The organism is Nostoc sp. NMS4, assembly GCF_017115095.1.
Lineage (GTDB): Bacteria > Cyanobacteriota > Cyanobacteriia > Cyanobacteriales > Nostocaceae > Nostoc.
In genome coordinates this window covers 1-23,245 of record NZ_JABXKI010000283.1, presented here as the reverse complement: position 1 = coordinate 23,245, position 23,245 = coordinate 1, and the positions used below count along the sequence as shown (strand labels likewise).

20 protein-coding genes are annotated in these 23,245 nt (G+C 42.6%); 10 read left to right on the top strand and 10 right to left on the bottom strand.

What is annotated here, in order from left to right:
• The 6 genes from vnfG to HWQ37_RS26765 all read left to right on the top strand — a co-directional run.
• On the top strand, positions 1 to 546 hold a 546-nt coding region (gene vnfG, locus HWQ37_RS26790; RefSeq protein WP_292753269.1), incomplete at its 5' end, for a V-containing nitrogenase subunit delta.
• 416 nt (positions 547 to 962) lie between these two features.
• Positions 963 to 1,091 (top strand): hypothetical protein, encoded by a 129-nt coding sequence (locus HWQ37_RS26785; protein WP_292753266.1) that lies wholly within the window; start codon positions 963 to 965, stop codon positions 1,089 to 1,091.
• Positions 1,092 to 1,171: 80 nt separating this feature from the next.
• Positions 1,172 to 2,557, top strand: a complete 1,386-nt coding sequence (gene vnfK / locus HWQ37_RS26780; RefSeq protein ID WP_292753263.1) for a V-containing nitrogenase subunit beta — start codon at positions 1,172 to 1,174, stop codon at positions 2,555 to 2,557.
• Between the two features lie 192 nt (positions 2,558 to 2,749).
• The gene (locus tag HWQ37_RS26775; RefSeq protein ID WP_292753260.1) at positions 2,750 to 4,276 is read left to right on the top strand and encodes a nitrogenase component 1; all 1,527 of its coding nucleotides are present in this window, start codon (positions 2,750 to 2,752) and stop codon (positions 4,274 to 4,276) included.
• A 537-nt stretch (positions 4,277 to 4,813) separates the two neighbouring features.
• The gene (locus HWQ37_RS26770) at positions 4,814 to 6,157 is read left to right on the top strand and encodes a nitrogenase component 1 (protein WP_292753257.1); all 1,344 of its coding nucleotides are present in this window, start codon (positions 4,814 to 4,816) and stop codon (positions 6,155 to 6,157) included.
• Between the two features lie 34 nt (positions 6,158 to 6,191).
• Positions 6,192 to 6,344, top strand: a complete 153-nt coding sequence (locus tag HWQ37_RS26765; protein WP_292753254.1) for a hypothetical protein — start codon at positions 6,192 to 6,194, stop codon at positions 6,342 to 6,344.
• Positions 6,345 to 6,571: 227 nt separating this feature from the next.
• Here the strand turns inward: HWQ37_RS26765 and rppB are convergent, their stop codons facing one another.
• The 5 genes from rppB to HWQ37_RS26740 form a co-directional block, all read right to left on the bottom strand.
• Positions 6,572 to 7,987 (bottom strand): two-component system sensor histidine kinase RppB, encoded by a 1,416-nt coding sequence (rppB, locus tag HWQ37_RS26760; protein WP_292753253.1) that lies wholly within the window; start codon positions 7,985 to 7,987, stop codon positions 6,572 to 6,574.
• A complete protein-coding gene (gene rppA / locus HWQ37_RS26755; RefSeq protein ID WP_292753250.1) occupies positions 7,974 to 8,678 on the bottom strand; it encodes a two-component system response regulator RppA in 705 nt (234 codons plus the stop codon). Before rppA ends, rppB begins: the two co-directional genes overlap by 14 nt.
• Positions 8,679 to 8,822: 144 nt before the next feature.
• The gene (locus HWQ37_RS26750; RefSeq protein WP_292753247.1) at positions 8,823 to 9,308 is read right to left on the bottom strand and encodes a DUF2808 domain-containing protein; all 486 of its coding nucleotides are present in this window, start codon (positions 9,306 to 9,308) and stop codon (positions 8,823 to 8,825) included.
• 774 nt (positions 9,309 to 10,082) lie between these two features.
• On the bottom strand, positions 10,083 to 10,577 hold the full coding sequence (locus HWQ37_RS26745) for a hypothetical protein (protein WP_292753244.1): 495 nt from the start codon (positions 10,575 to 10,577) through the stop codon (positions 10,083 to 10,085).
• A gap of 141 nt (positions 10,578 to 10,718) precedes the next feature.
• Positions 10,719 to 13,829 carry an efflux RND transporter permease subunit gene (locus tag HWQ37_RS26740; RefSeq protein WP_292753241.1) on the bottom strand — a complete coding sequence of 1,037 codons (3,111 nt, stop codon included), beginning with the start codon at positions 13,827 to 13,829 and terminating at the stop codon, positions 10,719 to 10,721.
• Positions 13,830 to 14,043: 214 nt separating this feature from the next.
• Here HWQ37_RS26740 and HWQ37_RS26735 point away from each other — a divergent pair, with 214 nt between their 5' ends.
• Positions 14,044 to 14,202, top strand: coding sequence for a hypothetical protein (locus tag HWQ37_RS26735; protein WP_292753238.1), 159 nt, complete (start codon positions 14,044 to 14,046; stop codon positions 14,200 to 14,202).
• Between the two features lie 128 nt (positions 14,203 to 14,330).
• Here the strand turns inward: HWQ37_RS26735 and HWQ37_RS26730 are convergent, their stop codons facing one another.
• Positions 14,331 to 16,511 (bottom strand): amylo-alpha-1,6-glucosidase, encoded by a 2,181-nt coding sequence (locus HWQ37_RS26730; RefSeq protein WP_292753235.1) that lies wholly within the window; start codon positions 16,509 to 16,511, stop codon positions 14,331 to 14,333.
• 131 nt (positions 16,512 to 16,642) lie between these two features.
• On the opposite strand from HWQ37_RS26730, the gene HWQ37_RS26725 reads away from it, so the two are divergent.
• The 3 genes from HWQ37_RS26725 (at position 16,643) to HWQ37_RS26715 (ending at position 18,663) form a co-directional block, all read left to right on the top strand.
• On the top strand, positions 16,643 to 17,254 hold the full coding sequence (locus HWQ37_RS26725; protein WP_292753232.1) for a peroxiredoxin: 612 nt from the start codon (positions 16,643 to 16,645) through the stop codon (positions 17,252 to 17,254).
• A 158-nt stretch (positions 17,255 to 17,412) separates the two neighbouring features.
• Positions 17,413 to 17,949, top strand: coding sequence for a peroxiredoxin family protein (locus HWQ37_RS26720; protein WP_292753229.1), 537 nt, complete (start codon positions 17,413 to 17,415; stop codon positions 17,947 to 17,949).
• Between the two features lie 57 nt (positions 17,950 to 18,006).
• On the top strand, positions 18,007 to 18,663 hold the full coding sequence (locus HWQ37_RS26715; RefSeq protein ID WP_292753226.1) for a glutathione S-transferase family protein: 657 nt from the start codon (positions 18,007 to 18,009) through the stop codon (positions 18,661 to 18,663).
• Between the two features lie 35 nt (positions 18,664 to 18,698).
• On the opposite strand, the gene HWQ37_RS26710 is transcribed toward HWQ37_RS26715, so the two are convergent.
• From HWQ37_RS26710 to HWQ37_RS26695, 4 genes are all read right to left on the bottom strand, one after another.
• Positions 18,699 to 19,913, bottom strand: coding sequence for an RNA-guided endonuclease InsQ/TnpB family protein (locus HWQ37_RS26710; protein WP_292753223.1), 1,215 nt, complete (start codon positions 19,911 to 19,913; stop codon positions 18,699 to 18,701).
• Positions 19,914 to 20,068: 155 nt separating this feature from the next.
• On the bottom strand, positions 20,069 to 21,091 hold the full coding sequence (locus HWQ37_RS26705) for a DnaJ C-terminal domain-containing protein (RefSeq protein ID WP_292753220.1): 1,023 nt from the start codon (positions 21,089 to 21,091) through the stop codon (positions 20,069 to 20,071).
• Positions 21,092 to 21,210: 119 nt separating this feature from the next.
• Complete coding sequence (locus HWQ37_RS26700) at positions 21,211 to 21,801, bottom strand: AAA family ATPase (RefSeq protein WP_292753218.1); 591 nt, start codon at positions 21,799 to 21,801, stop codon at positions 21,211 to 21,213.
• Between the two features lie 47 nt (positions 21,802 to 21,848).
• Positions 21,849 to 23,138, bottom strand: coding sequence for a glucose-1-phosphate adenylyltransferase (locus tag HWQ37_RS26695; protein WP_292753215.1), 1,290 nt, complete (start codon positions 23,136 to 23,138; stop codon positions 21,849 to 21,851).
• Between the last annotated feature and the right edge of the window lie 107 nt (positions 23,139 to 23,245).

Here is a 23,245-nt window from a genome sequence, read left to right as displayed (position 1 = left end):
GTTTCTTTAGTTCAACAGCAAGTTAAGGAAGCCACTTCACAGGTTAAACAGCCAGCTAAGGAAGTTGCGCCACAGGTTCAAAAGCCAGCTAAGGAAGTTGCACCACAGGTTCAACCCCAAGCTAAGGAAGTTGCACCAAAGGTTCAACCACAAGCGAAGGAAGTTGCACCACAGGTTCAAGTGCAAGCTAAGGAAATCGCGTCATACATTCAAGAGCGAGCTGCGGAAGTCACAAAATTAATTCAAGAACGCTGTTTGTGGCAGTTTCACTCTCGTGCATGGGATCGGGAAGAAAACATCAATGGTGTTCTCAATATGGCCGCCCAAATCTTGACTGGAGAAAAGGTGGTTCTAGAAACCTTGATCGACAGGGGTTTTTATGCAGATGCGAAGATCCTTTCGGCTGACCTGGAAATTAGGTTTTCATGGTTAAATAGCATGGAGAACTCGCAAAAGAAGGCTGTACTGGAAGCTGTTAAGGCAATGCTGATCGATATTGTAATAACCAAGTCGAAGAATGGTGAATTACATTATTCGCTTTATTAAAGCAATTAGATCGGTAATTCAACCAAACTAGGACTTACGCAAAGATAAGGAAAACAAACCACAGGGGACGCAGAGGCCACGGGGGAAGAGAGTTTGAGAGAGTTTTTGCGTAAGTCCTACAAACGAACGGCGTTGTTGAATTAGAGTATGAATTAGAGTCTTGTCATCCTGTTAGTGTTTGTGCATAAATTTTCTTACAGAGTAGAGACTTACAGAGTAGAGAGCGATGCCTACGGCAAGCTAACGCACCGACGGGTTACGCCAAAAGCATTCCTAAGAAGCATCTTATCTAGCTTTCAAGATTTTCACGAAATTCAATTCTACCTTTCTTCTGTAATCGATGCTATGAGTAGCTTACTTCTTAGTTGCATGCAGCGTTAGCGACTTCCAAATAAAAAAATACTCAACTACTTCTTGTGGGGTGGGCGTCTCGCCCGCCCGTAGACAAAGGCGGGCAAGATGCCCACCCCACAAGATTGGATAATTTATTTGTTGGAAGTTCCTTAGCGTTAGCGATCGCCACAGACATCGCTCCACTTTCTTAAGCTCGAAAAGACACTTCATCTCTTCGTTCAGCAACGCCAAACAAAATCACGCAATTTTTTACCACATAGGAGTCAAGAGCATGTCTTTAGTTGTAAAACAGAAAGAACGCAAGGGAATCATCAATCCTATATTTACCTGTCAGCCTGCTGGGGCTGAATACGCTTCCATCGGAATCAAAGATTGTATTCCCCTGGTGCATGGAGGACAGGGGTGTAGTATGTTCGTTCGTCTCCTGTTTGCCCAGCATTTGAAGGAAAATTTTGACATTGCTTCTTCTTCACTCCATGAAAATAGCGCTGTTCTGGGAGGACAGCCACGCATTGAGGAAGGCGTAAAGACCTTAGTAGCACGATATCCCAATTTACGGATTATCCCAATTATTACGACTTGTTCAACTGAAACAATTGGGGACGATATCGAAGGAACCATTAACAAGCTCAACGGCTTTTTAAAAGAGGCTTATCCCGATCGCAAGGTTATTCTTGTTCCTGTACATACCCCCAGTTACAAAGGCTCTCAAGTCACTGGCTATAATGTCGGCGTACACGCAATTATTTCTAGCCTAGCAAAAAAAGGCGAACCAACTGGCAAGTTGAACATCATTACTGGGTGGCTTAACCCTGGAGATGTCACAGAAGTTAAGCGCATCTTAAAAGAGATGGACGTTCCAGGAAACATTTTACTGGATACAGAAACCTTCGATGCGCCCACAATGCCCGATAAGACAAGTTTTGCCTTTGGGAATACCACCATCGAAGAAATTGCTGATTCTGCCAATGCGTTGGGAACTATTGCCTTATGTAAATATGAAGGCGGTAGTGCAGCCGAATTCTTACAAGAGAAGTTCAAAGTTCCTGCAATTCTTGGCCCAACACCAATTGGGATCAAAAACACTGACATCTGGCTGCAAAATATCAGCAAAATGACTGGCAAAGCAATACCAGAATCTTTAGTTAGAGAACGTGGTAAAGCTATTGATGCGATCGCCGATCTCGCACACATGTTCTTCGCCAACAAGAAGGTTGCTATTTACGGAGATCCCGATTTAGTAATTGGTCTAGCAGAGTTCTGCTTAGAAGTTGAGTTAGAGCCAGTGCTGATGTTGTTGGGAGACGACAACAAAGCCTGCACCAAAGACCCAAGAATTGCCGAGTTGGAGAAGCAAGCAGCTTGTGATATCGAAGTTATCTGGAATGCAGACCTCTGGGAATTGGAGCGCCGCATTACAGATAAATCCCTCGAAATCGACTTGATTCTCGGTCATTCCAAGGGTCGATATATTTCTATCGACAACAAAATTCCGATGGTTCGGGTAGGCTTCCCCAGCTTTGACCGTGCAGGTTTGTGGAAATATCCTGTGATTGGCTATAAAGGAGCCGAATGGCTAGCTGATAACATTGCCAACGCCATGTTTGCAGATATGGAGAACAAGCATGATCGCGAATGGATCTTAAACGTCTGGTAGATTGAATTTTCAACGCATAGGCGCTTCTCTACGAGACGCTACGCGAACGCCTTCCCGCAGGGTAGGAACGCAGAGTAAAACGCAGAGGAGCGCAGAGTTTGAGTGCTGGAGCCTCTATTCAAAACTTTGCGTTCCTTTGCGCCAACCTCAGCGACCCTCTGCGTTTAAAAAAGATGAAATATTTGGAGAAGTATGATGATAGATCAGAATGTCGTATTTTACGGAAACCTGAGCGAACTTTATCGCTTGGCAAAAGAGGGTAAGATTAAGACCACTTTACAAGGTAGTCATACCCGCCCCTGTAAATTTTGGACTGCAACGAAGATTTTAAGTGGGATTAAAAATGCGATCGTCATTTCTCACGGGCCGAGTGGCTGTGCTTATGGAGTTAAGCGGGCATACAAGCTGACTAATAGCCGCAATAGTGGTTCCCCTTATGAACCAGTGGTGACTACGAACATGAGTGAGAAGGCGGTAATTTTTGGAGGGGAAAAAGAATTAAAAGGCGCGATTCGAGAAGTAGATGAAAAATATCATCCCGATGCGATCGTTGTTGCCACTAGTTGTGCGTCTGGTATTATTGGCGACTGTGTTGATGATGTCGTGAATAAAGCCCGCAGCGAAATCGATGCTGAAATCATGACGATACATTGCGAAGGATTCGCTGGGGAGTATCGCAGTGGATTTGATATCGTATTTCGGCAAATTGTAGACTTTATGGAGCCGCCAACTCCAGAACGGAAAGCACAACTTGCGGATTCTGTCAATATTGTAGGCGCAAAGATGGGGCCGGAAAGGACAGAAGTAGAAGGTGATGTCAAAGAACTGAAACGACTGATCAAAGGAATGGGAGCTAGGGTTCACAGCGTCATTGCTGGCGATTGTACACTGGAAGAACTCAAGCAAGCACCGAGTGCAGCAGTCAACTGTACCTTATGTTTGGATCTTGGCTATACCATTGGCAAAGCCATGTCAGACAAGTTCGGTACGCCGTTAAATTCTACTATCCTTCCATACGGAATCACTGCGACAGAAAAATGGCTCGAAGGGGCGGCAAAATATTTAGGGATGGAAGAACAGGCGGCTGCTTTGATGGAAAAGGAATATGCCGCCATCAAGACTGAATTTGAAGCAGCTAAGAGTTATATAGAAGGGAAGTTAGCAATTATCGAAGGACATGATGCTATCAAGTGCTTATCCCTTGCTCACATGTTGGATCGTGATTTTGGGATGCGTGTGGTAATCTATAACTTCCATCCCTGGAGTACAGAAGCACGAGAAACCAGTGTAGATTATTTGTTGGAAACAGGGTTAGACCCGGAAATCCTGATTACGAAAGGGACGCTGGCCTTTGGTAAATACGAGTCCATGAAACAAACGGAAGATGAATTACTGGATTTCATTGGTGGTCTTGATCCAGACTCAGTAGTGTATTTTGGTTCTTCCTTGAGTTTCCCCCATATTCCCGTCGTCGATTTAAATGCCATCTTAAATCGTCCTAGATTTGGCTATCGCGGAGCCTTAAAGGTCGCAAAGTGTATTAAAACAGCACTCCAATATGGCTTTAGACCTCGGAGTGCTTTAACCAAGCAAATGGTGTTCCCTAAAGATTCCGGGTTAGCATCTACTCAATCACTAACCGGAAAATTAGCTCAAGATATGCCTGATTGTACCGTATATGCAGCAGGAAAGAAGCGGGGAAAATGTTTTAACGAGTAATAAATAAAATGTGACTTTGCTGAATAAAAGTATGAATTTGTCTGACGCAGAAAATTGTAGGTTGGGTGGAACGAAGTGAAACCCAACATTTCTAAGAGTTTGTTGGGTTTCGTTGCTTAACCCAACCTACGTAGATTACTGGACGCTGATTCGCCCTGATCTGATATGGGCAAGACTTAAGCCAAAAATGTCAAGGCGGAAGCCGTTACAAGCTGCGCGAAACACGGAAACGTCGAGGCAGAAGTCGCTACAGGCTACGCGAAACACGGAAACGTCAAAGCAGAAGTCGCTACAGGGAAGACGGAAGCTGTTACAGGCTGCGCGAAACACGGAAACGTCAAAGCAGAAGTCGCTACAGGGAAGACGGAAGCTGTTACAGGCTGCGCGAAACACGGAAACGTCAAAGCAGAAGTCGCTACAGAGAAGACAGAAGCCGTTACAGGCTGCACAAAACACGGAAATGTCGAGGCAAAAGTCGCTACAGGTTGCGTGAAATGCCTTTACCACAGTCAAACCTTAGAGAAATAGGAGGGAAAAATGTCTGCTGGACTAACTTTTGATAATTGTGACCATAGTAAAGACCCAATCGTAGGCTGCGCCCTTGAAGGTATTGCAACTACGGTTGCTGGGATTAAAGATGTCAGTATTGTGATTCAGTCTCCACAGGGTTGCGCGTCTACTGTCGCAGCTGGGTATGATGCTCATGAAGTTGATTTCACCAAGCGGAAAGTAGCTTGTACTCGTCTTTTTGAGTCAGACATTGTGATGGGAGCGTCTGAGAAACTCAAAGGGATGATCAAAGACGCGGATAAATCTTTTGATGCTAAGGTGATGTTTGTCGTTGGTACTTGCGCGGCGGACATTATTGGTGAAGATATTGCGGGATTATGCCATCAGCTTCAGCCAGATATCAAAGCCAAACTCGTTCCTTTAATGGCTGGTGGGTTTCGGGGCAATGCTTATGATGGCTTGGAGATGGGTTTAGAGGCTTTACTTCCTTTTATCAAAAAAAGGCAGACTAAGAGAAGGGGCAGAAAGCCGAGGATTGTAAATATCATTGCGCCACAGGCAAATCTTAATCCTACTTGGTGGGCTGATTTGCAATGGGTAAGGCAAATTTTAAAATCTTTGAGGATTAGAGTACAGACTGTCTTCTCTCATGATACCTCATTTGAAGAACTGGAGCTAGCTGGTGAGGCAACGGCCAATATTGTTCTCAGTCATGATGTTGGGTATAAGTTTGCTCGGAAAATGCAAGAGACGCACAATATCCCCCTTATCCTTGATGATATACCTTTACCAGTAGGTGTAAATAACACTACTCGATGGTTGAAGGCATTAGCGGCACATTTTAAGATCGAAGAAAAAGTGGAACCGCTAATTAAACAAGGCGAAGAAATGGTTGTAGATACACTTCGCAAACGAGCATTGATGATTATTCCCCGATATCGTAACTGTAGAATTGCTGTATCTGCGGATGGGACGCTTGGCATTGGACTGGTGAGAATGCTCTTTGAAGAATTGGAGATGATTCCAGAAGTCTTATTATTTCGCTCGGCGATGCCTGATTCTCATGCAATTCTGGAGCGAGAACTAGATAGTCTTGGTCTTGCTCCCCGCGTGGCATTTTCAGCAGATGGCTATCAAGTTAAACAGACTTTAGAAGAGTTTGATGTTGATGCTGTGATTGGCTCGGCGTGGGAAAAATACATGGCAGAGGAATTGGGAATAAAAATTGCTTTTGATGTATTTAGCCCCACTAACAGAGAAACTTATGTTGACAAGCCATATTTTGGCTATGAAGGCATGATCAATATGATGGAGGTGATTGCTAACGATTGGGATAGAGCTTTTCGTTCCAAAGAGATTAATTGGACATAGAAAGGTATTGTGTCAAGGATGTTTTGATATCCTGATGCAGAGTTATCAAGAAGTATTGTACTCCCTGTTGGAGCAACGGCGATCGCTACAACTCAGAGTAACTGCTGTAAGCATTGCGTTAGCGAGAAAACGCAAAACACCTGCCGTAAGATGCGTGTACCCCTACGGAGAAGCAAGCTATGCGTAGCGTCTCCTGTCTTGAGAAGGGCTGCTGTAGGGCGAACGAGCAAGAGCTTCACCCATAAGGGTCATCTCCGAATGGCACTAAGAAAAGCGCTAACCTATGATATTACTGCTTTTGGGGTGTGGGGTGTAGCCCAGAGAGCGATTACTTCACAGAAAACATGAGTTATCAAACAATGGAAACCATATTAGCAGTCATAATACTGAGTTGAACTGAAGTGGCAAAGGAGATTATGTTCCACGCCGCCTGTACCAAATCCTGACAAATGGTCGAGTGAAGCGATCGCTCTTTAAGGGTGTAACATCCAAAGGTAATTGAACTGTAAAAGTGCTGCCTTTACCTAATTCGCTTTGTACATTTAATTTACCTTGATGTGCTTGAACAATAGCTTGAACAATAGCTAATCCTAATCCAGAACCGCCAGTATTACGAGAGCGATCGCTACTTACTCGATAAAAACGATCAAAAATCCGCGTCAGTTCGTGTTTCGGGATACCAATGCCTGTATCTTGAACTTTAATTACAGCATTATAGTCGTTGCGGTCTAAGAAAACCGTTACCTCCCCTCCTCTGGGTGTGTACTGAATTGCATTGACAATTAAATTGGAAAATAAGCGATAAAGCTGGTCAGAATTACCTATAATATTCAGAGGTTGATTCACTTGTATTAAAGATGTCAGCTTTACCCCTGTGGCAATTGCGATCGCTTCAAATTCCTCAATTAAATCACCAACAATATCAGTTAAACAACAACTTTCATATTGTAACTTTTGGGCTTGTCTATCCATACGTGCCAACATTAATAAATCAACAACTAAAGTAGTTAGTCGCTGATTTTGACGCTGTATAGTTTGCAAAATATCCCGTGCTTCTTCTTCGTCTATTTGAGACATTAAAAGTGCTGATTCCACGGTTGCACCTGTTGCAGCTAAAGGCGTTCGTAATTCATGGGCTGCATCTGCTGTAAACTGTTGAATTTGTCGATAGGATTGATAAATTGGCTGCATAGCTAATCCTGATAGCCACCAACTAGCACCAACAATCATAGCCATTGCCACTAGCAGCCCTAATACCAAAACTAATTTCACACTATCTAAGTAATGATTAAACTCTTGTAGACTTCGCCCTACCTGCATATATCCCCAGTCTTGATAATTTTGGGTATGCAGTGCTAGAGTAATTTGATGGTAATCTTTACCTTTACTGTCTTTGAGAAATTGCCAAGTTTGTTGATTAAAAACATCAGGTAATCCCTTGGGATAATAACCAGCATTAGCAATCAATTTTCCTGAAGTATCAAAAAAACGTATATAGTAACTAGTTTTAGTAACGATACCAAGAAGATGACGTTTAGAATCCGACTGTTGTTGAATACAATTAGTAGCCCCAGTTTCACAGTTGTCTAGATTTGGAAATAACTGATGCGCCAAAGGTTCCAAATCTCCAGGTGACTGTAGTTTTAGTTCAATGCTATCGTGCAGTGTCCCCCCTACAGACTCGATTTCACTGTCTAAAGCCACCACATGAGCATGAAATACTGCTCGATAAAAACCGAAAGCAGATATGCTTAAAATTAAACCCATAACGATCGCATAATACAGAGCCAACCGAATACGAGTAAGTCGAAACAGCTTATTCTGATTCATTGGTGAAATTCAGACGATATCCCATACCGTGCAAAGTTTCTATCAAGTTAGGACAGCCGCTATTGGTAAGTTTGCGACGTAACAAACGTATTTGCGCCGCCACTACATTGCTACTAGATTCCGCATTGACTTCCCAAATTTGATTACGAATTTGTTCAGTAGTGACAATCTGCTTGGGGTGCTTCATAAAATATTCCAATAGTTGGAACTCTTTATTAGTTAAAGGAATGCTTTGCTGTTCGCCTATACTATTTTGTCTGACAACTGTACTGTTGCCATAATCTAGAGTCAAGTTACCAACGGTTAATTGTTGGGGTTGGAAATGTGGAGAACGACGTTGCAAAGCCCGCAATCGTGCTAATAATTCTACCATCCCAAAAGGCTTCACTAAGTAGTCATCTGCACCCGCATCTAAGCCAGTAACTTTATCTTCCATTCTATCTCTAGCAGTTAGCATCAAAACAGGAAGGGGATTTGCTTGAGAACGCAGTCTTTTACACAGTTCTAAACCACTAATTCCTGGAAGCATCCAGTCAAAAATCGCTACTGTATATTGTGCCGAGCTATTTTCTAAGTAAGCCCATGCTTCAGTACCATCCATTACCCAATCAACTAAGTACTTTTGTTGATTTAAGGTACGCTTGATAGCAGTCCCTAAATCTGGCTCATCTTCGACTAGCAGCACCCTCATATCAAATTCAGTAGTTTAAGGTTTGTTGTAAATTTGTGATGTAAACATAGGCTGCAATTGTAATAGGGTTTTACCCTAATAAATAATGTCACCGAAGTTTATGAAATTAAGATGAAAACCATATTAAATATCATAACTTGTAGCTTAATAAAGACGAAACCAAGCCACACCTATGGGAATTTCTGCATCAAGACCAACCTCTTGAGCCGAGAAGCTGTAGACAGAACCATTACCAATATTTCGTCTTTTTATTTTATTAAGATTAATTCTCAACTTAGTGTTAGGAGCAACTGCTTCGGGGAAAACTAGTAGTATTGTTTGACCATTGACAGATATATTAGTATTAATTTTATGTTCATTTCCATCAACAATATCAATATTGCTAACGTCATTACTCACAGTTACATTATTTGGAACTTTGATAAGTATTTGGGTAATAGCTCTGCTATTTTTGGAAACGTGTAAACGGAAAGTATGTCTAAAAATTCCCCAGCGTGTGGGAGGGAATTGTGCATTTCCATCAATATGGATAACTCTACCATCATCTGTTCTAGTACTTGCATAGCTAGGAGTAATAATAGCTGTACTACTTAGAGTCAATATAACAGCGTAAATCAATAACCTCTTCATATTTACCTCCAAAATAATTAAATACGTTAGCTAAAGTCCAGGTTCATGTTTTGTTAGTGAATCTGCTCTTAATAGATAGATAAAAATTGGGCAAAACCACAAAATACTCCCTTTGTACAGCTATTAATCAGGAGAAATAGGCAGTTAATTTGCCATTGTCAGGTTCAAATTTTCGGTGATGTTCTTGCTGAAGAGATATGCTACCTCTATCTAATAGCATGACAAGTCCTAATGAAATTAGGATGAAATTCTCATACTTGTAACTAAAATATATAAATAAAATAAAGCTTGCTTGCAGAAAAATCTCATAATCTGTTAAATAAAGTCTTCTATCATACCTAAATGAAATCAGGATGAAATTTGCACATTTTATTATGAATAAATTAGCATCATGCCATTAGATAGATGCTCTTACGCCGACAATCGCCTAACGTGAATTATTAGCTAGATGAGAATGAAATAGCGATTAGAAATCGCGGCTACACAAGCAAAGTCCGCCTACGCGGACTAACACAAAATCAAGCTCTTCAACCTACGTAGGCGGGTAAAGTCTCGTGTAGCCGTGACTTCTAGTCGCCAAAGCTAGTAATAATTTAGACTTTTCAAACACCCTCTTATTTAGAACTAAAGTCCGTTTTAACGGACTATAACCTTTTCTCAGTCGTCTTGAGACGACTTTCGCTATTAGACTCAGAATTCATTCTGAGGCGGGCTAGATGAGAATGAAATAGCCCTAATTACTACTGCTTTTCAGCCAATCATTTTATGAAAAATCTATTGATTAAAAGTAAACCTGCCGTTGACTTTTTCACCTTTAACATCAGCAGTAATTTTTACCTGATATTGACCAATTGCTTTTTCAGTTAACTGTGCTGTGTAATGTTTTCCACTAGCATCATAAGCAAGAGGAACTGTCTTTTGTTTTCCATCAGGTAGCTGAACTTGAGCCGTTACTTTTGCATTAGTTACTGTTTGGTGATTGTCACCTTTTAGGACGTATAAATCTAGATGAGTTGCACTTGCTTCTTTCTCAGGAACAAATTCTAAATGATAACTTCCTGTCTCTACAACTTGACCCCCATGAGATTCACCATGCTGACTATCTGTTTTAGTCACAGGTGAAGCTGAAATAGATGGGTTTTTGGCGATTGAAGTAGAAGCAGCTGGACTATTTTCTGTATTAGCTGCTTTATTATCGTTACTGCAAGCTCCTAAAAATAGTATTCCCACACTTCCAAGAATAATCAAACCGGATTTAAGTGATTTCATGGGTTTATTCCTCATTTAAAATGTATTGATAATTGAAATAAGATTTCTCTGGCAATCCAGTCTTTGCAATCTTTGGAGTTCCTCGTATTTAGTTTATATAAAGTTTTTCATCTAGCTCTCTAACTAAAACATCAAAATTTCTCATATAATTGACTCCTGAGTAACTTTAATATCGTACATTATTGTAGTTTTACTCGGAACTAAAAGCCTCCCAAATAGCGAATATAAAGCTGGTAAAACTAATAATGTTAAAGCAGTGGAAGTAAATAAGCCCCCTAACACTACCACAGCCAAAGGTTGCAAAATTTCTTTACCTGCACCAGAACCAATCACTAGCGGAACCATACCTAGTGCTGACGAAAGTGCTGTCAGAAGAATTGCAACTAATCTTTCCATTGAACCATCAACAATTACTTGTTTAAGTGGTATTCCCTCAGCGAGGCGATTATTATAGTTATCCACTAACAGTAATCCGTTGCGAGTAGCTACACCAAATAGAGTGATAAAACCAACCATCGAAGCAACGGAAATAATACCACCACTCAAAGCCACAGAAATTACACCTCCAATTAAGGCCAGTGGCAAGTTAATCATAATCATGACTGTGGCAGGAATTGACTTGACAGCAAAGTATATCAGTACGGAAATCACCACAAAGGCGATCGCACCTGCAATTATTAAAGTCTGCGTTGCTTGTTCCTGTGCCTGAAACTGACCGCCAAATTGGACGTAGTAACCTCCAGGTAGTTGAATTTGTTTGACCCGTTTCCGTACATCTTTAATTACAGAACCCAAATCCCGTCCAGCAACGTTGGCAGAAACCACAATCAGCCGGGAAACATTTTCACGATTAATCGTACTTGGCCCTGTGCCATAATCGACTTTGGCAACCTGGGATAAAGGAATTTTCTGCCCATTGGGTGTATCTATCAACAAGTTACCAATGACATCCAAATTGTTACGGGAGCGTTCTTGCAACCATACGACGAGATTAAACGTTTGTTGCTTCTCCAACACTTGGGAAACTGCTTTACCATTCAATCCAGTCTCTATCGTTTCTGCAAGTTCCCCCACAGTTAATCCATAACGAGCTGCTGCATCGCGGTCAAATTGAATTTGGATTTGTTTAACCGGAATTTGGGGTTCTAATTGCAAATCCACAATACCGGAAATACCATTCATAGCAGATTGTACTTGTTTCCCAAGAGTGCGGAGTTCTTCGAGTTCAGACCCGTAAATTTTCACAGCGATCGCACTTCTCACGCCAGAAAGGATATCATCGATGCGGTGAGAGATAAATCCACCAATATTAGTTGCTACACCAGGAAGTTTTTCAAACTCTTTGCGGAGTACCTCAACAGTCTTCTCCCGATTTTTCGCTCCTGCTTCGCTAATCTGCATATCCAACTCGCCAAAGTTGACCCCAGCCACTTCAGGATCTCCTTGAGCAAACCCAGATCGTAAGGCAATGAAATCAAAACGGCGATCGCTTTTCAGGGCATCCATCACCGCCAAAGCAGCTTGATTAGTTGCATTCAGAGATTCACCAGGCAAAAGAACCATTGAATTTACCAAAGAACGGTCTTGAAATTCAGGTAAAAAGACTTTACCCAACCCAGGAAGAATAATTATCGATGCAATAAACCCTGCAAGTGCCACCCCTAAAATCACCTTGGGGTAACGAATCGAGAACTTCAACGCTGGACGATAAAATTGATGTGCTTTGCGCTCAAGCCAAGTTTCCGTACTCGGTAAACGTCGATTTGCTAGTAATAAAGCACATAATGCTGGAGTTAGTGTTAATGCAACTAAGGTAGAAGCAAGAATCGATAACAAATACGCCATTCCCATCGGCGTAAAAATTCGACCTTCCACGCCAGACAAAACGAAAATTGGTGCAAAAACTACTGCAATAATCACTGTGGACAATAAAACACTAACGCGCACTTCCACAGAACCATCAAATACTACTTGTAAAGGATTTTTCGGGTTCCCGGCTAGTTGGTTTTCTCGCAATCGGCGGTAGACGTTTTCCATATCAACGATCGCATCATCCACCACTGAACCAATAGCAACTACTAGTCCACCCAAGGTCATTGTATTAATACCTTGTCCAGTCCAACTCAGAATAATCATGCCTAACAGTAACGACAAAGGCATAGCACTGAGGCTAATAATTACTGTGCGCCAGTTCATCAAAAAGATAATTAGGATGACTGAAACGATAATGATGCCATCGCGCAGAGCTTCCTCAACGTTTTTCACCGAAGCTTCGATAAATAAATCTTGGTCAAAGGTTTTAGTAACCTTGACATCCTGTGGTAGCCCTGGCTTAATCTCCTCCATTGCTGCTTCTACAGCTTTAACTACAGTGGGAGTATCTGCCGCAGGTTGCTTGGAGACAGTTAAAATTACTGCTCGTTTGCCTTGAAATAGTCCATCTCCTCGTCTTAGTCCTGGGCCAATTTTGACTTCTGCTACCTGTTCTAATAATACAGGTGTACCTTTAACCGCCTTGATAACCGAACGTTTGAGTTGATCAATTGACTCGATTCGCCCAATTCCCCGAATTAGTGTTTCTTGGTCAGGAGTAATCAAAAATCCTCCCGGCACATTGACGTTAGCGTTCTGCACTGCTTTAGTGACTTCTGGCAACGAAACATTGTAGGCTTTAAGCTTGTCTGGATCTACCAAAACTTGATATTGCCGCTCATCGCCTCCGTAGAGAAAAACATTACTCACCCCCGGTACAGCCAGCAAGCGATTTTTTACATCCCAATTAGCAATCCGCCACACCTCCATCATGTCAGTGCTTTCAGCAGAAAAAGCATATTTAACAGCCCATCCCAAGGGCGAGTTAATAGGCAAGATTTCCGGCTGTTCAACTCCTTGCGGCAGTTTCACCCCTTGTAAGCGCTCTGTTATTAGTTGGCGCGCCCTGTAAATATCAGTATCCCAGCTAAAGACAGTTTTAATCGCCGAAATTCCAATGGCAGATGAAGACCGCAGAGATTCTAGTCCAGGTGTGCCATTAATCGCGCTCTCAATTGGGCGAGTCACCAAAGACTCGATTTCTTCTGGTGCTAAACCGGAAGCTTCAACTTGAATTTCCACTTGCGGCGGAGCGAAGCTAGGAAATACATCGAGGGGCATTTGTGTGATGACACGCAATCCCCACAGACTAATTAGTACAGAGGCAATAACGATTAGCCACCTTTGGGCGATCGACCATTTGACAATGGTGTTGAGCATTTTTGAGACAACTCAAGGGTTTTTTGCTGGAAGATACAGTGAATCCATTCGGGATAATCTGTAGTTTTGGCACTGTATCCAATGTCTCAAATGAAGATGAAATCAGGATGAAATCAAGGTTGAATATTTGTGATACCGTGTAACTACGATTTGGTTGTACTTAATATCGTCGAGAGTTAAGAGCTTTATCTGAAGCTGCATAAGGAGGAAATTCGTGTCTACTCTCAAACAAAATTATGATTTAGATTCTTTAAGGATATTAGCAACTTTACTTCTGATTCCCTATCACACCGCTCGAATTTTTAACCAAGTCAAAGATGCCCAACCGGGGCAATTAGTCGAGTGGGAGTGTACCCAGGGCAAACGCATCTAAATTTATATTATTTATCATTCCATCAACTTTTACAATTATCTATGTCATTTTGAAATCTCTCTTAGTTTTTATTAGTAAATAAGATGCGTTTTCCCTGACTGATTACCAGAATTATAACCAATTAAATGTTATTTAAGATGGCGGATTACTTCAGCAACTGACCAAGCTTGAGCGATCGCTCCTCTGGGAGTGTGAGGTGAATCGCCATCAAAAATCTCAGAAATAGAACCAAGACAAGCATCAAATAGAAAGTGATCTAGTAGGGGTTGCCAATCAAAAGGCAGGGATTGTTGTGGATAAAAACGTTGCCAAGCCCGAATATATGGCCCGATTAGCCAAGTCCAAACAGTGCCTTGGTGATAAGCGCGATCGCGTTGCTGTTGATTTCCCTCATATTTGCCTTTATATTCGGGATCTCCTGGATCGAGACTGCGAAGACCATAAGGGGTGAGCAAGCTCGTAGTTGCCAAATCTAATATCTGACACCCTTGCTGTTTAGAAAACCCACAATGTTGCAGCGACAGCGCCAAAACAGCATTCGGACGAATTTGAAAATTCCGGCGATCGTCCGGCTCAATAGTATCGTACAGATAACCTAGCTGAGGATTCCAGAACTTTTGCAGCGAGGTTTTTACGTGTTGTGCTTGTTTAGCATAACGCTGGGCTTGGTTAGTGAGACGCACTGGCGAACCATACTCAAGCTGGCTCAAGCGCTCTGCCCACTGACTCAGCCAACATAAAGCAGAATACCACAGCGCATTGATTTCTACTGGCTTACCGTAACGGGGTGTGACAGGGTGTGACTCAATTATCACATCCATCCAGGTGAGGGCGACACCACGAGCATCCCAACTAACTAGCCCATCGGTAGCATCGACCTGGATATTGAAATGTGTACCACCGACAAATGCTTTATAGATTTGCTGTACTACAGGGAATTGCTCTGCCAAAAATTCCCAGTCTTGAGTAGCTTCTAAATAAAGTCCTAAAGTTTCAATCCACCACAACGCTGAATCAATACTGTTATAAATTGGTTCGCCATTGAGATCGGGAAATGCATTCGCAATCAAACCGTGGCGACAATAATGCCCAAAAGTTCGCAATACTCCTTTTGCTAGGCCAAAACGCTGTGGAACTAGTGCCAAACCCGGTAAAGCGATTAATGTATCGCGTCCCCAGTCATTAAACCAGTGATAACCAGCAATGACTGTTGGGCCTGCAATTGAGGCTCGATAGACGATAAACTGATCGCTTGCTTTGAGTAGTTGTTGCCAGATTGGGAATTGGGAATTGGGCATGGGGCATGGGGCATGGGGCATGGGTGGATATTCGTAGTTATTCCCCTGCTCCTCTGCTCCCGTACCTCTCTCTCTCCATCCAAAAATCTGTGAGAGCCTTTCTTGCTCTGCGTCCACAACTTCTGCAAAGGTTTTGAGGGTGAGAACACTTGGCACTGAGTCGGGAAAACCTACTCGTGCTTCTAAAGTCACCGTATCTCCTGGCTGGAGTGTGACTATCAAGTAACCAGGACTGTGGAGGTCTTCTTTGTCGCCTAATCGCCGTTTTGTCTCCTCAGACAATCCATAATCCCAATACCAAACTGCATCTGGTTGATAATTGCCTTGTGTCCAGCGCAAGTGCCAAGGTATACCAAAGTGTCCAGAATTGATTGCTTGTAGACAGACTTGCTGTTGCCCTAGCAATTGTGAAAACTGTAATTCTTGACTAGCAGTCTGCTGGTGGTGAAAGTCACGTTCTGCTATCAACAGTCGCAACCGTAAAATCGCTGTATGAATTCCCTGGTAACGATACTGGATTAAAATTCGATGGGAAAATTGGGCAGGGGAATTGGGAATTGGGCATTGGGCATTGGGCATTGGGCATGGGGCATTGGTTATTAATTCTTCTCCCCCTGCCTCCCCTGCTCCCTCATCTCCCCCAGTCCCCAGTCCCCAGTCCCCAGTCCCCAGCAAACCATAGGGCATCACTAATTGCCTGGTTAATTGCCAGTTATCTTGACCCCAAGTCCATTTGGGAACTGGGTTAATATCAAAAGAGCGTAGCAGTTCGTAGCCCGTCGGCTCAATCTGACCGTTACCCCAAATATTTGTCCCCAGTGCTACAACGCTCCCTAATATTTCCAAGCTAGCTTCTAGGTGTGAAAACAGCAGAGTCCGCCCAGAAGGTGGGTTTGTGGCGGCAAACAGCCAACCATGATAGGTGCGTGTGCGGACATCAGAAACTGTACCACTAGCAAAACTTCCCAAGCCATTGGTAAGCAACCATTCTCTTGTATCTAAATCAGGCATTTGCTACTCAAAATCGTTATGAGTATGATATAGTCGTAACAGATCGTAATTAAACTGTGAGAGCGTGGATGGGTGAATTTTACTTGACCCGAATTCCAACGCTACTAAACCGATAAAGGAGAATTAGGTTAATGTCCCTTACTTACGGAACCGAAGGAAGCCTCCGCGTTGGTCAACAAGCTCCTGATTTCACAGCAACGGCTGTGGTAGATCAGGAATTTAAGACAATCAAACTTTCCGATTATCGCGGTAAGTATGTCGTCCTGTTTTTCTACCCATTAGACTTTACCTTTGTTTGTCCTACTGAAATCACAGCATTTAGCGATCGCTACGAAGAATTCAAGAAAATTAATACGGAAATCCTTGGGGCTTCCGTTGATAGTGAATTCTCTCACCTCGCTTGGATTCAAACAGATCGTAAGTCTGGTGGCGTTGGCGACCTGAATTATCCTCTAGTCTCCGACATCAAGAAAGAGATTAGCGCCGATTACAACGTTCTTGACCCAGCAGCAGGTATTGCCTTGCGTGGTCTGTTCATCATTGATAAAGATGGTATCATACAGCACGCCACCATTAACAATCTAGCTTTTGGTCGCAGTGTTGATGAAACCCTGCGGACATTACAAGCAATTCAGTATGTTCAGTCTCACCCTGATGAAGTTTGCCCAGCTGGTTGGCAACCTGGTGACAAGACAATGAATCCTGACCCAGTGAAGTCTAAAGTTTACTTCTCTGCCGTCTAAATTTAGCTAGCTAAAAAACTCTAATCCAGCATTTTGGAGTTGAGAGCAAAATCAATGAAAACCACAGATAAACAGAGATATGCATTCAACAATGTCAACCTCCGTATATATCTGTGGTTTTTTTATAAAATTGTATTTAAATCATCAAGGTTAAAAATATGCTGACTTCAACTGATTTTCGTGGCTTATTAAATGAGCGATTCTTCCGAAATTTTTTACCAGTTCCAGCTAGCAATCAACTCAGATTGGGAGTGGGAATACCAGACTTTCAATTGCCAGATATTACCAACGGAACTTTAGTAAAATTGTCTGATTATAAAGGTAAGCAACCAGTTTTACTCGCCTTGACTCGCATCTTTACCGAAAAGCAATATTGTCCTTTTTGTTTTCCTCACATCAAAGCTTTGAATGAAAACTACGAGCAATTCAAAAATCGTGGTATAGAAGTTTTAATGATTACTAGTACCGATGAACGGCAGAGTCAAATAGTTGTGAAAGATTTAGGCTTAAAAATGCCACTATTAAGCGATCCCAGTTGTCGAGTGTTTCGTACATATCAAGTAGGACAAGCACTGGGAGCGCCTTTACCAGCACAGTTTGTATTAGATAAAGAAGGAAAATTGCGCTACTGGCATTCATTTTCTTTTTTGGATCACAATGCTAGTGTTGAGACATTGTTAGAACAATTTAATTGAGTATAAGGTGTAAAATTGGCATTGTCCGCCTTACTTATAAAGCTGTGAGGTTTTCTCATGCTGACACTTTACCACGAGCCAGTTTCTCCCAACTCGCGCCGCGTCTGGATTACTCTACTGGAAAAAGGACTTGAGTTTGAATTGGTAGAAATAAAACTAGATGGAGAGCAGTTTAAACCAGAGTTTTTAGCAATTAGCCCTTTCCATCACATTCCGGCTTTGGTGGATGACGGCTTTAATCTAGTGGAATCTTTAGCAATTCTGGATTATTTAGAGGCAAAATATCCGACACCTGCGATGTTGCCTAAAGATGTGAAGGATTTAGCGATCGCACGCATGGTACAACTAGTAACGGTAAATGAGCTTTTGCCAGCAACCACCAAATTTTTACCTCAGTATCTAGGCTTGCCCGGAGGAGATCCAGAAAAAATCGAGAAGGCACAGCATAAAATTGCCACAGTGCTGAAGTTTTTTGAAACTTTATTAGACGACGAACGCCCTTACTTTGCTAGTCACAGCCTCACTCTCGCCGAGGTTGTGGCTGGAACTGTAGTTAATGTGCTACCAAGTGTAGGCATATCTTTGAGTGAATATCCAAAATTAAATGCTTGGTGCGATCGCTTAGTAGCACGCCCATCATGGCAAGCTACAGAGCCTACACCGGAGGCAATAGAAGCGTTTAAGTCCGTTGTGGTAGCGAGAATGAGGCATTGACACTCCCCGCTCTAAAGAGACGGGGATTCTTGAATCTAAGACATAACTTGCTTATGCAGGTTTTCACCAACAAGAGTAGAGGTTTCATCTCCGCAAGCGTTGCCTACGTCTAGCGTAGAGGTTCCGATATGCCCTACCGTACCCAATCCTCGACTAAGGATATTTCTAGCTGCGTTTTCATCTCTATCCATGACACATCCGCACCTACAAACGTGGGTTCGAGTAGATAGAGTTTTCTTAACAACTTCACCGCAGCTAGAGCAAACAACGCTACTGTATTGCGGATTAACCGCAACCGTGACACGTTTAAATACTTTACCAAAGTACTCAACCCAGACACGGAACTGATACCAAGATGCGTCATTTATAGACTTGGCTAAACAGTGATTTTTTACCATATTTTTAATCCTCAAATCTTCGTAGGCTATCAAGTCGTTTGACTGAACTACGCACCGTGCTAATTTCACAGCATGGTCTTTACGTTGCCTACTTATTTTGAGGTGGCGTTTACCTAAAATCTGTCTTGCCTTGCCTCTGTTTTTTGAACCTTTTAATCTCTTGGAGACTCGACGTTGTGAACGCTTGAGAACTTTTTCACCAATACGCAGAAACTTTGGGTTTTCAACCATTGTTCCATCTGAATCGGTGTAGTATACCTTAAGTCCAACGTCTAAACCAACCGTGTTACCAGTTGGTTCTATGTTTTCAGAACGTTCTACATCAATACAAAATTGAACATATACGCCATCGGCACGTTTTACCAATCTCACCCGTTTAATCTGATTAATTTGGTAGAAGTGCAAATCACGAGTACCTTTGAGTTTTAACTTTCCAATACCTTTTTTGTCGGTGAAGGTTATTGATTTTCGGTTATCTGCAAGCTTCCATCCTGACGTTTTGTACTCAACCGAGCGACAATCTTTCTGGAACTGGGGATATCCTTTTAAGCCTAGAGTACCCTTACTTCGACTTCGCTCAGTACTAGTCTTACAGTTGTCATAAAATCGAGAGATAGAAGACCATGCTCTTTCAGCAGAAGCTTGACGAGCCATTGAGTTAAGTTCATTTGCAAAAGGGAAGTTAGCCGCAAGTACAGCACAATATTTCTGCAAGTCGTTTTTACCCGTACTTTTAACATCCATCCATAGCCGAATACAGCTATTACGAATGAACTTTGCAGTCCGAATTGCATCATCTATTGCGGCTAATTGCGCTGACTTCCCATAAGCTTTGAACTCAAAAACTAGCATCTCTTTACCTCCCACCTTATACTACCACGTTTGGTATAAGATACTAGGAAGGTTGAAAATCTTTATCAATCTTGACAGCTGAATAAATTCAGCCATTCGCTTATATCCCCCGGTTGAAACGCGGGGGCTTTACGCTTCACGACTCGGCAAAATATTCACAGCCTGACTTGGTTTAAATGACTACGGGGATTATAAGTACGTATAGCCCGAATTTTTTCATAATATTCCCGTTCTTGTTGGCTGAGGTCTTTTGGTGGAACGATCGCTACTTTCACCAACTGATCGCCGCGTCCACCTTTGGCGAGAGGCCAACCTTTGCCACGTAAACGCAGAGATTGACCAGAACGTACTCCTGCTGGTAGTTTGACATTAACTGAACCATCGGGAGTGGGTACATCAATAGACGCTCCCAGAGTAGCTTCATCTGGTGTGATTGGCACTTCGCAAATCAGATTATCGCCTTCCATTTGGAAGAACGAGTGGGGCTGAAGTTCGACTTTTAAGTATAAATCCCCCCGTTGTTGAGTCATGGGATTGATTTGACCTTTGCCCCGCACCCGTAGGCGAGTACCAGTTTTAGCCCCAGATGGGATGTTGACATCTATTGTTTCATTACCTAAACTGAAGCGTTTTTTCACACCATTAAATGCTTCAGTAAAAGTTAGAGCGATCGCAGCTTCACTATCCTGGGTACTGCTCGTAGATCCATCTTGAAATCCAAAATCGTTAAAGCTACTGCTAAAATGAGTTGAAGTACCTGGAGAAGTGCGGTAAGAGTAACTTCGTGAGGTATTTTGTCGCGCCCCACCCTCACCACCACGAGGGGGAGCGCCACCGAAGCGTCCTAGTAACTCATTAATGAACTCATCAAAATTGCCGTATTGACTGAAGTCAAAGTTACCCATATCAGGGCCAGCGCCGCCAGATGGGAAACCTTCACCAGATTGTTTCCAATATTGACCGAATTGGTCGTACTTTTTGCGTTTATCTGGGTCTGATATAACTTCGTAGGCTTCGCTAACTTCTTTAAAGCGCGCCTCTGCCTGTTTATTGTTTGGGTTGACATCAGGGTGGTATTTGCGTGCCAGTTTACGAAAGGCTTGTTTAATTTCATCTGGACTGGCAGTCTTACTGACTCCCAGAATAGCGTAATAGTCCTTGAAGTCGGTTGCAGCCATCTACCAGCCTCCTATAGAAATTCCCGTTATGTTTTTTTTTAAGATGAGAGAGGTTTAATTTGCCTGGTATGGTGCCAAACAAAAGAATCTGATTTTAAATTAACAAAAAATATAGAAAATCAAGTGTGGTTCTCGCTCACCAAGCAATCGCAATTTCCGTACTCCAATTTTTCTGATAAGCGGCTGAGGCTGTCTAGTCCTTCTTCCCGGCTTGGGGGAGCATCCCGGAGTTGACGGTGCATTCGCAAAATAATTTCTTCTGGAACTTGGCGCGATCGCCTTTTATTCCGTGCTAAACACAGCCAAACTGGTGTATCTACCCAAATTCCCCCAATGTGGGTAAAGCCCAGGTTACGGGCTAAAGCAATGACTTCACGGCGATTGCGGCGCTGGGCATTGGTGGCATCGAAAATGGCTGTATTAGTTGTGGAAATAGCTTGCTGAAATTGTCGCTCAATTTCACGCCAAATTAGCAGCCACGACCCTTGAATGGCTTGGGAACCGAATAATTGCCCCCGAATGGCATCTGTAGAAATCAGCGCCATTTGGGGGCATTCTGCCAGTAATTGTTTTGCCAAAGTTGACTTACCGCTACCTGGAAGACCAATTAGCAAAATGAGTGCTGAGTGCTGAGTGCTGAGTGCTGAGTAAGAGGTTAAGAATGAGGAGTTAGAAGTTAAAAGTGAAGAGTGATTAGAAATTTTATTCATAACTCATAACTCCTAACTCAGCACTCCTAACTCAGCACTCAGCACTATTAAATGATGGTTCCATCGGGAATCACAGCATTTTTCAGTACGACAACGATACCACTACGGATGTAAAAACCTTGACTTTCGCGGTCAGCTTCTTGCACGTTATCTTTATTGATGATTTTGACATCGTGGCCGATACTGGCGTTTTTATCGATGATAGCACCGCGAATAATCGAGTCAGTACCAATACCTACAGGAATGTCACCTTTTTCTACGTTACATTGGCGTTCGACAAAAGCTTGATAAAAATCTGCACCCATGAGTAGAGACTCTTCGATCACACAACCAGATTCAATCCGCGATCGCACTCCTAACACTGAATGTTGAATGCGGCAATTCTTCAAAATACAACCTTCGCCGATAATTGATTCTGTGATCTGGCAATCTAAAAGTTTACTTGGAGGTAAGTAACGAGCGCGGGTATAAATTGGCGCTTCTTCATCGTAGAAACTAAAAGGTGGCTGAGGCTGCTGAGTTAGGGCTAAATTGGCATGATAAAATGCTTCGATTGTTCCAATATCTTCCCAGTAGTCATCAAAAAGGTAAGCTTGAACGTTGTAATCTTTAGAGGCATCAGGAATAATTTCTTTGCCGAAATCAGTCCTTTCTACACCTTCTCTCAACAACTTGAACAAAACCTCTTTTTTAAAGACATAAATCCCCATTGAGGCGATGTAAGGCTGTTGCTCGGCTTGTTCTTTTGATAATCCCAGTACGCTTGTATCAACACGCATTTTGATTAATGCTTCACCTTTGGGTTTTTCGCTAAAGTCGATAATCCTACCAGAATCGTCAATTTTCATCAAGCCAAAATCTGAGGCGCGGCGCTCATCGATGGGGATGACTGAGAGAGTAATATCAGCCCCCGTTTCTCTATGGCGCTGGATAAACTGGCGATAATCCATGCGGTAGAGGTGATCGCCTGAGAGAATTAAATATTCTTCTGCCTTCCATTCTTCCATTAACCACAGGTACTGACGTACAGCATCGGCTGTACCTTGGAACCAGTTAGGGTTTTCTGGTGTTTGTTGTGCAGCTAGGACTTCCACAAATCCTTCATTGAAGCCAGTAAAGTTATAGGTACGGGCGATGTGACGATTCAGGGAAGCTGAGTTGAATTGTGTCAGGACGTAGATTTTGAATATTTCGGAATTTATGCAGTTACTGACAGGGATATCGATTAAGCGGTATTTCCCCGCTACTGGTACTGCTGGTTTAGCGCGGAGTTTGGTTAGCGGGTAAAGCCGAGTACCCGCGCCACCACCAAGGATGATTGATAATACTTTTTTCACAAAATTTCTCCCGACTGCCTTTCAACTCTCATCTTCAGTTTAGGACTGTCTGCCACCACAGGTAAGGGGGATCATCTGATTCTTTGGGATGAATTTTACAGAATGCT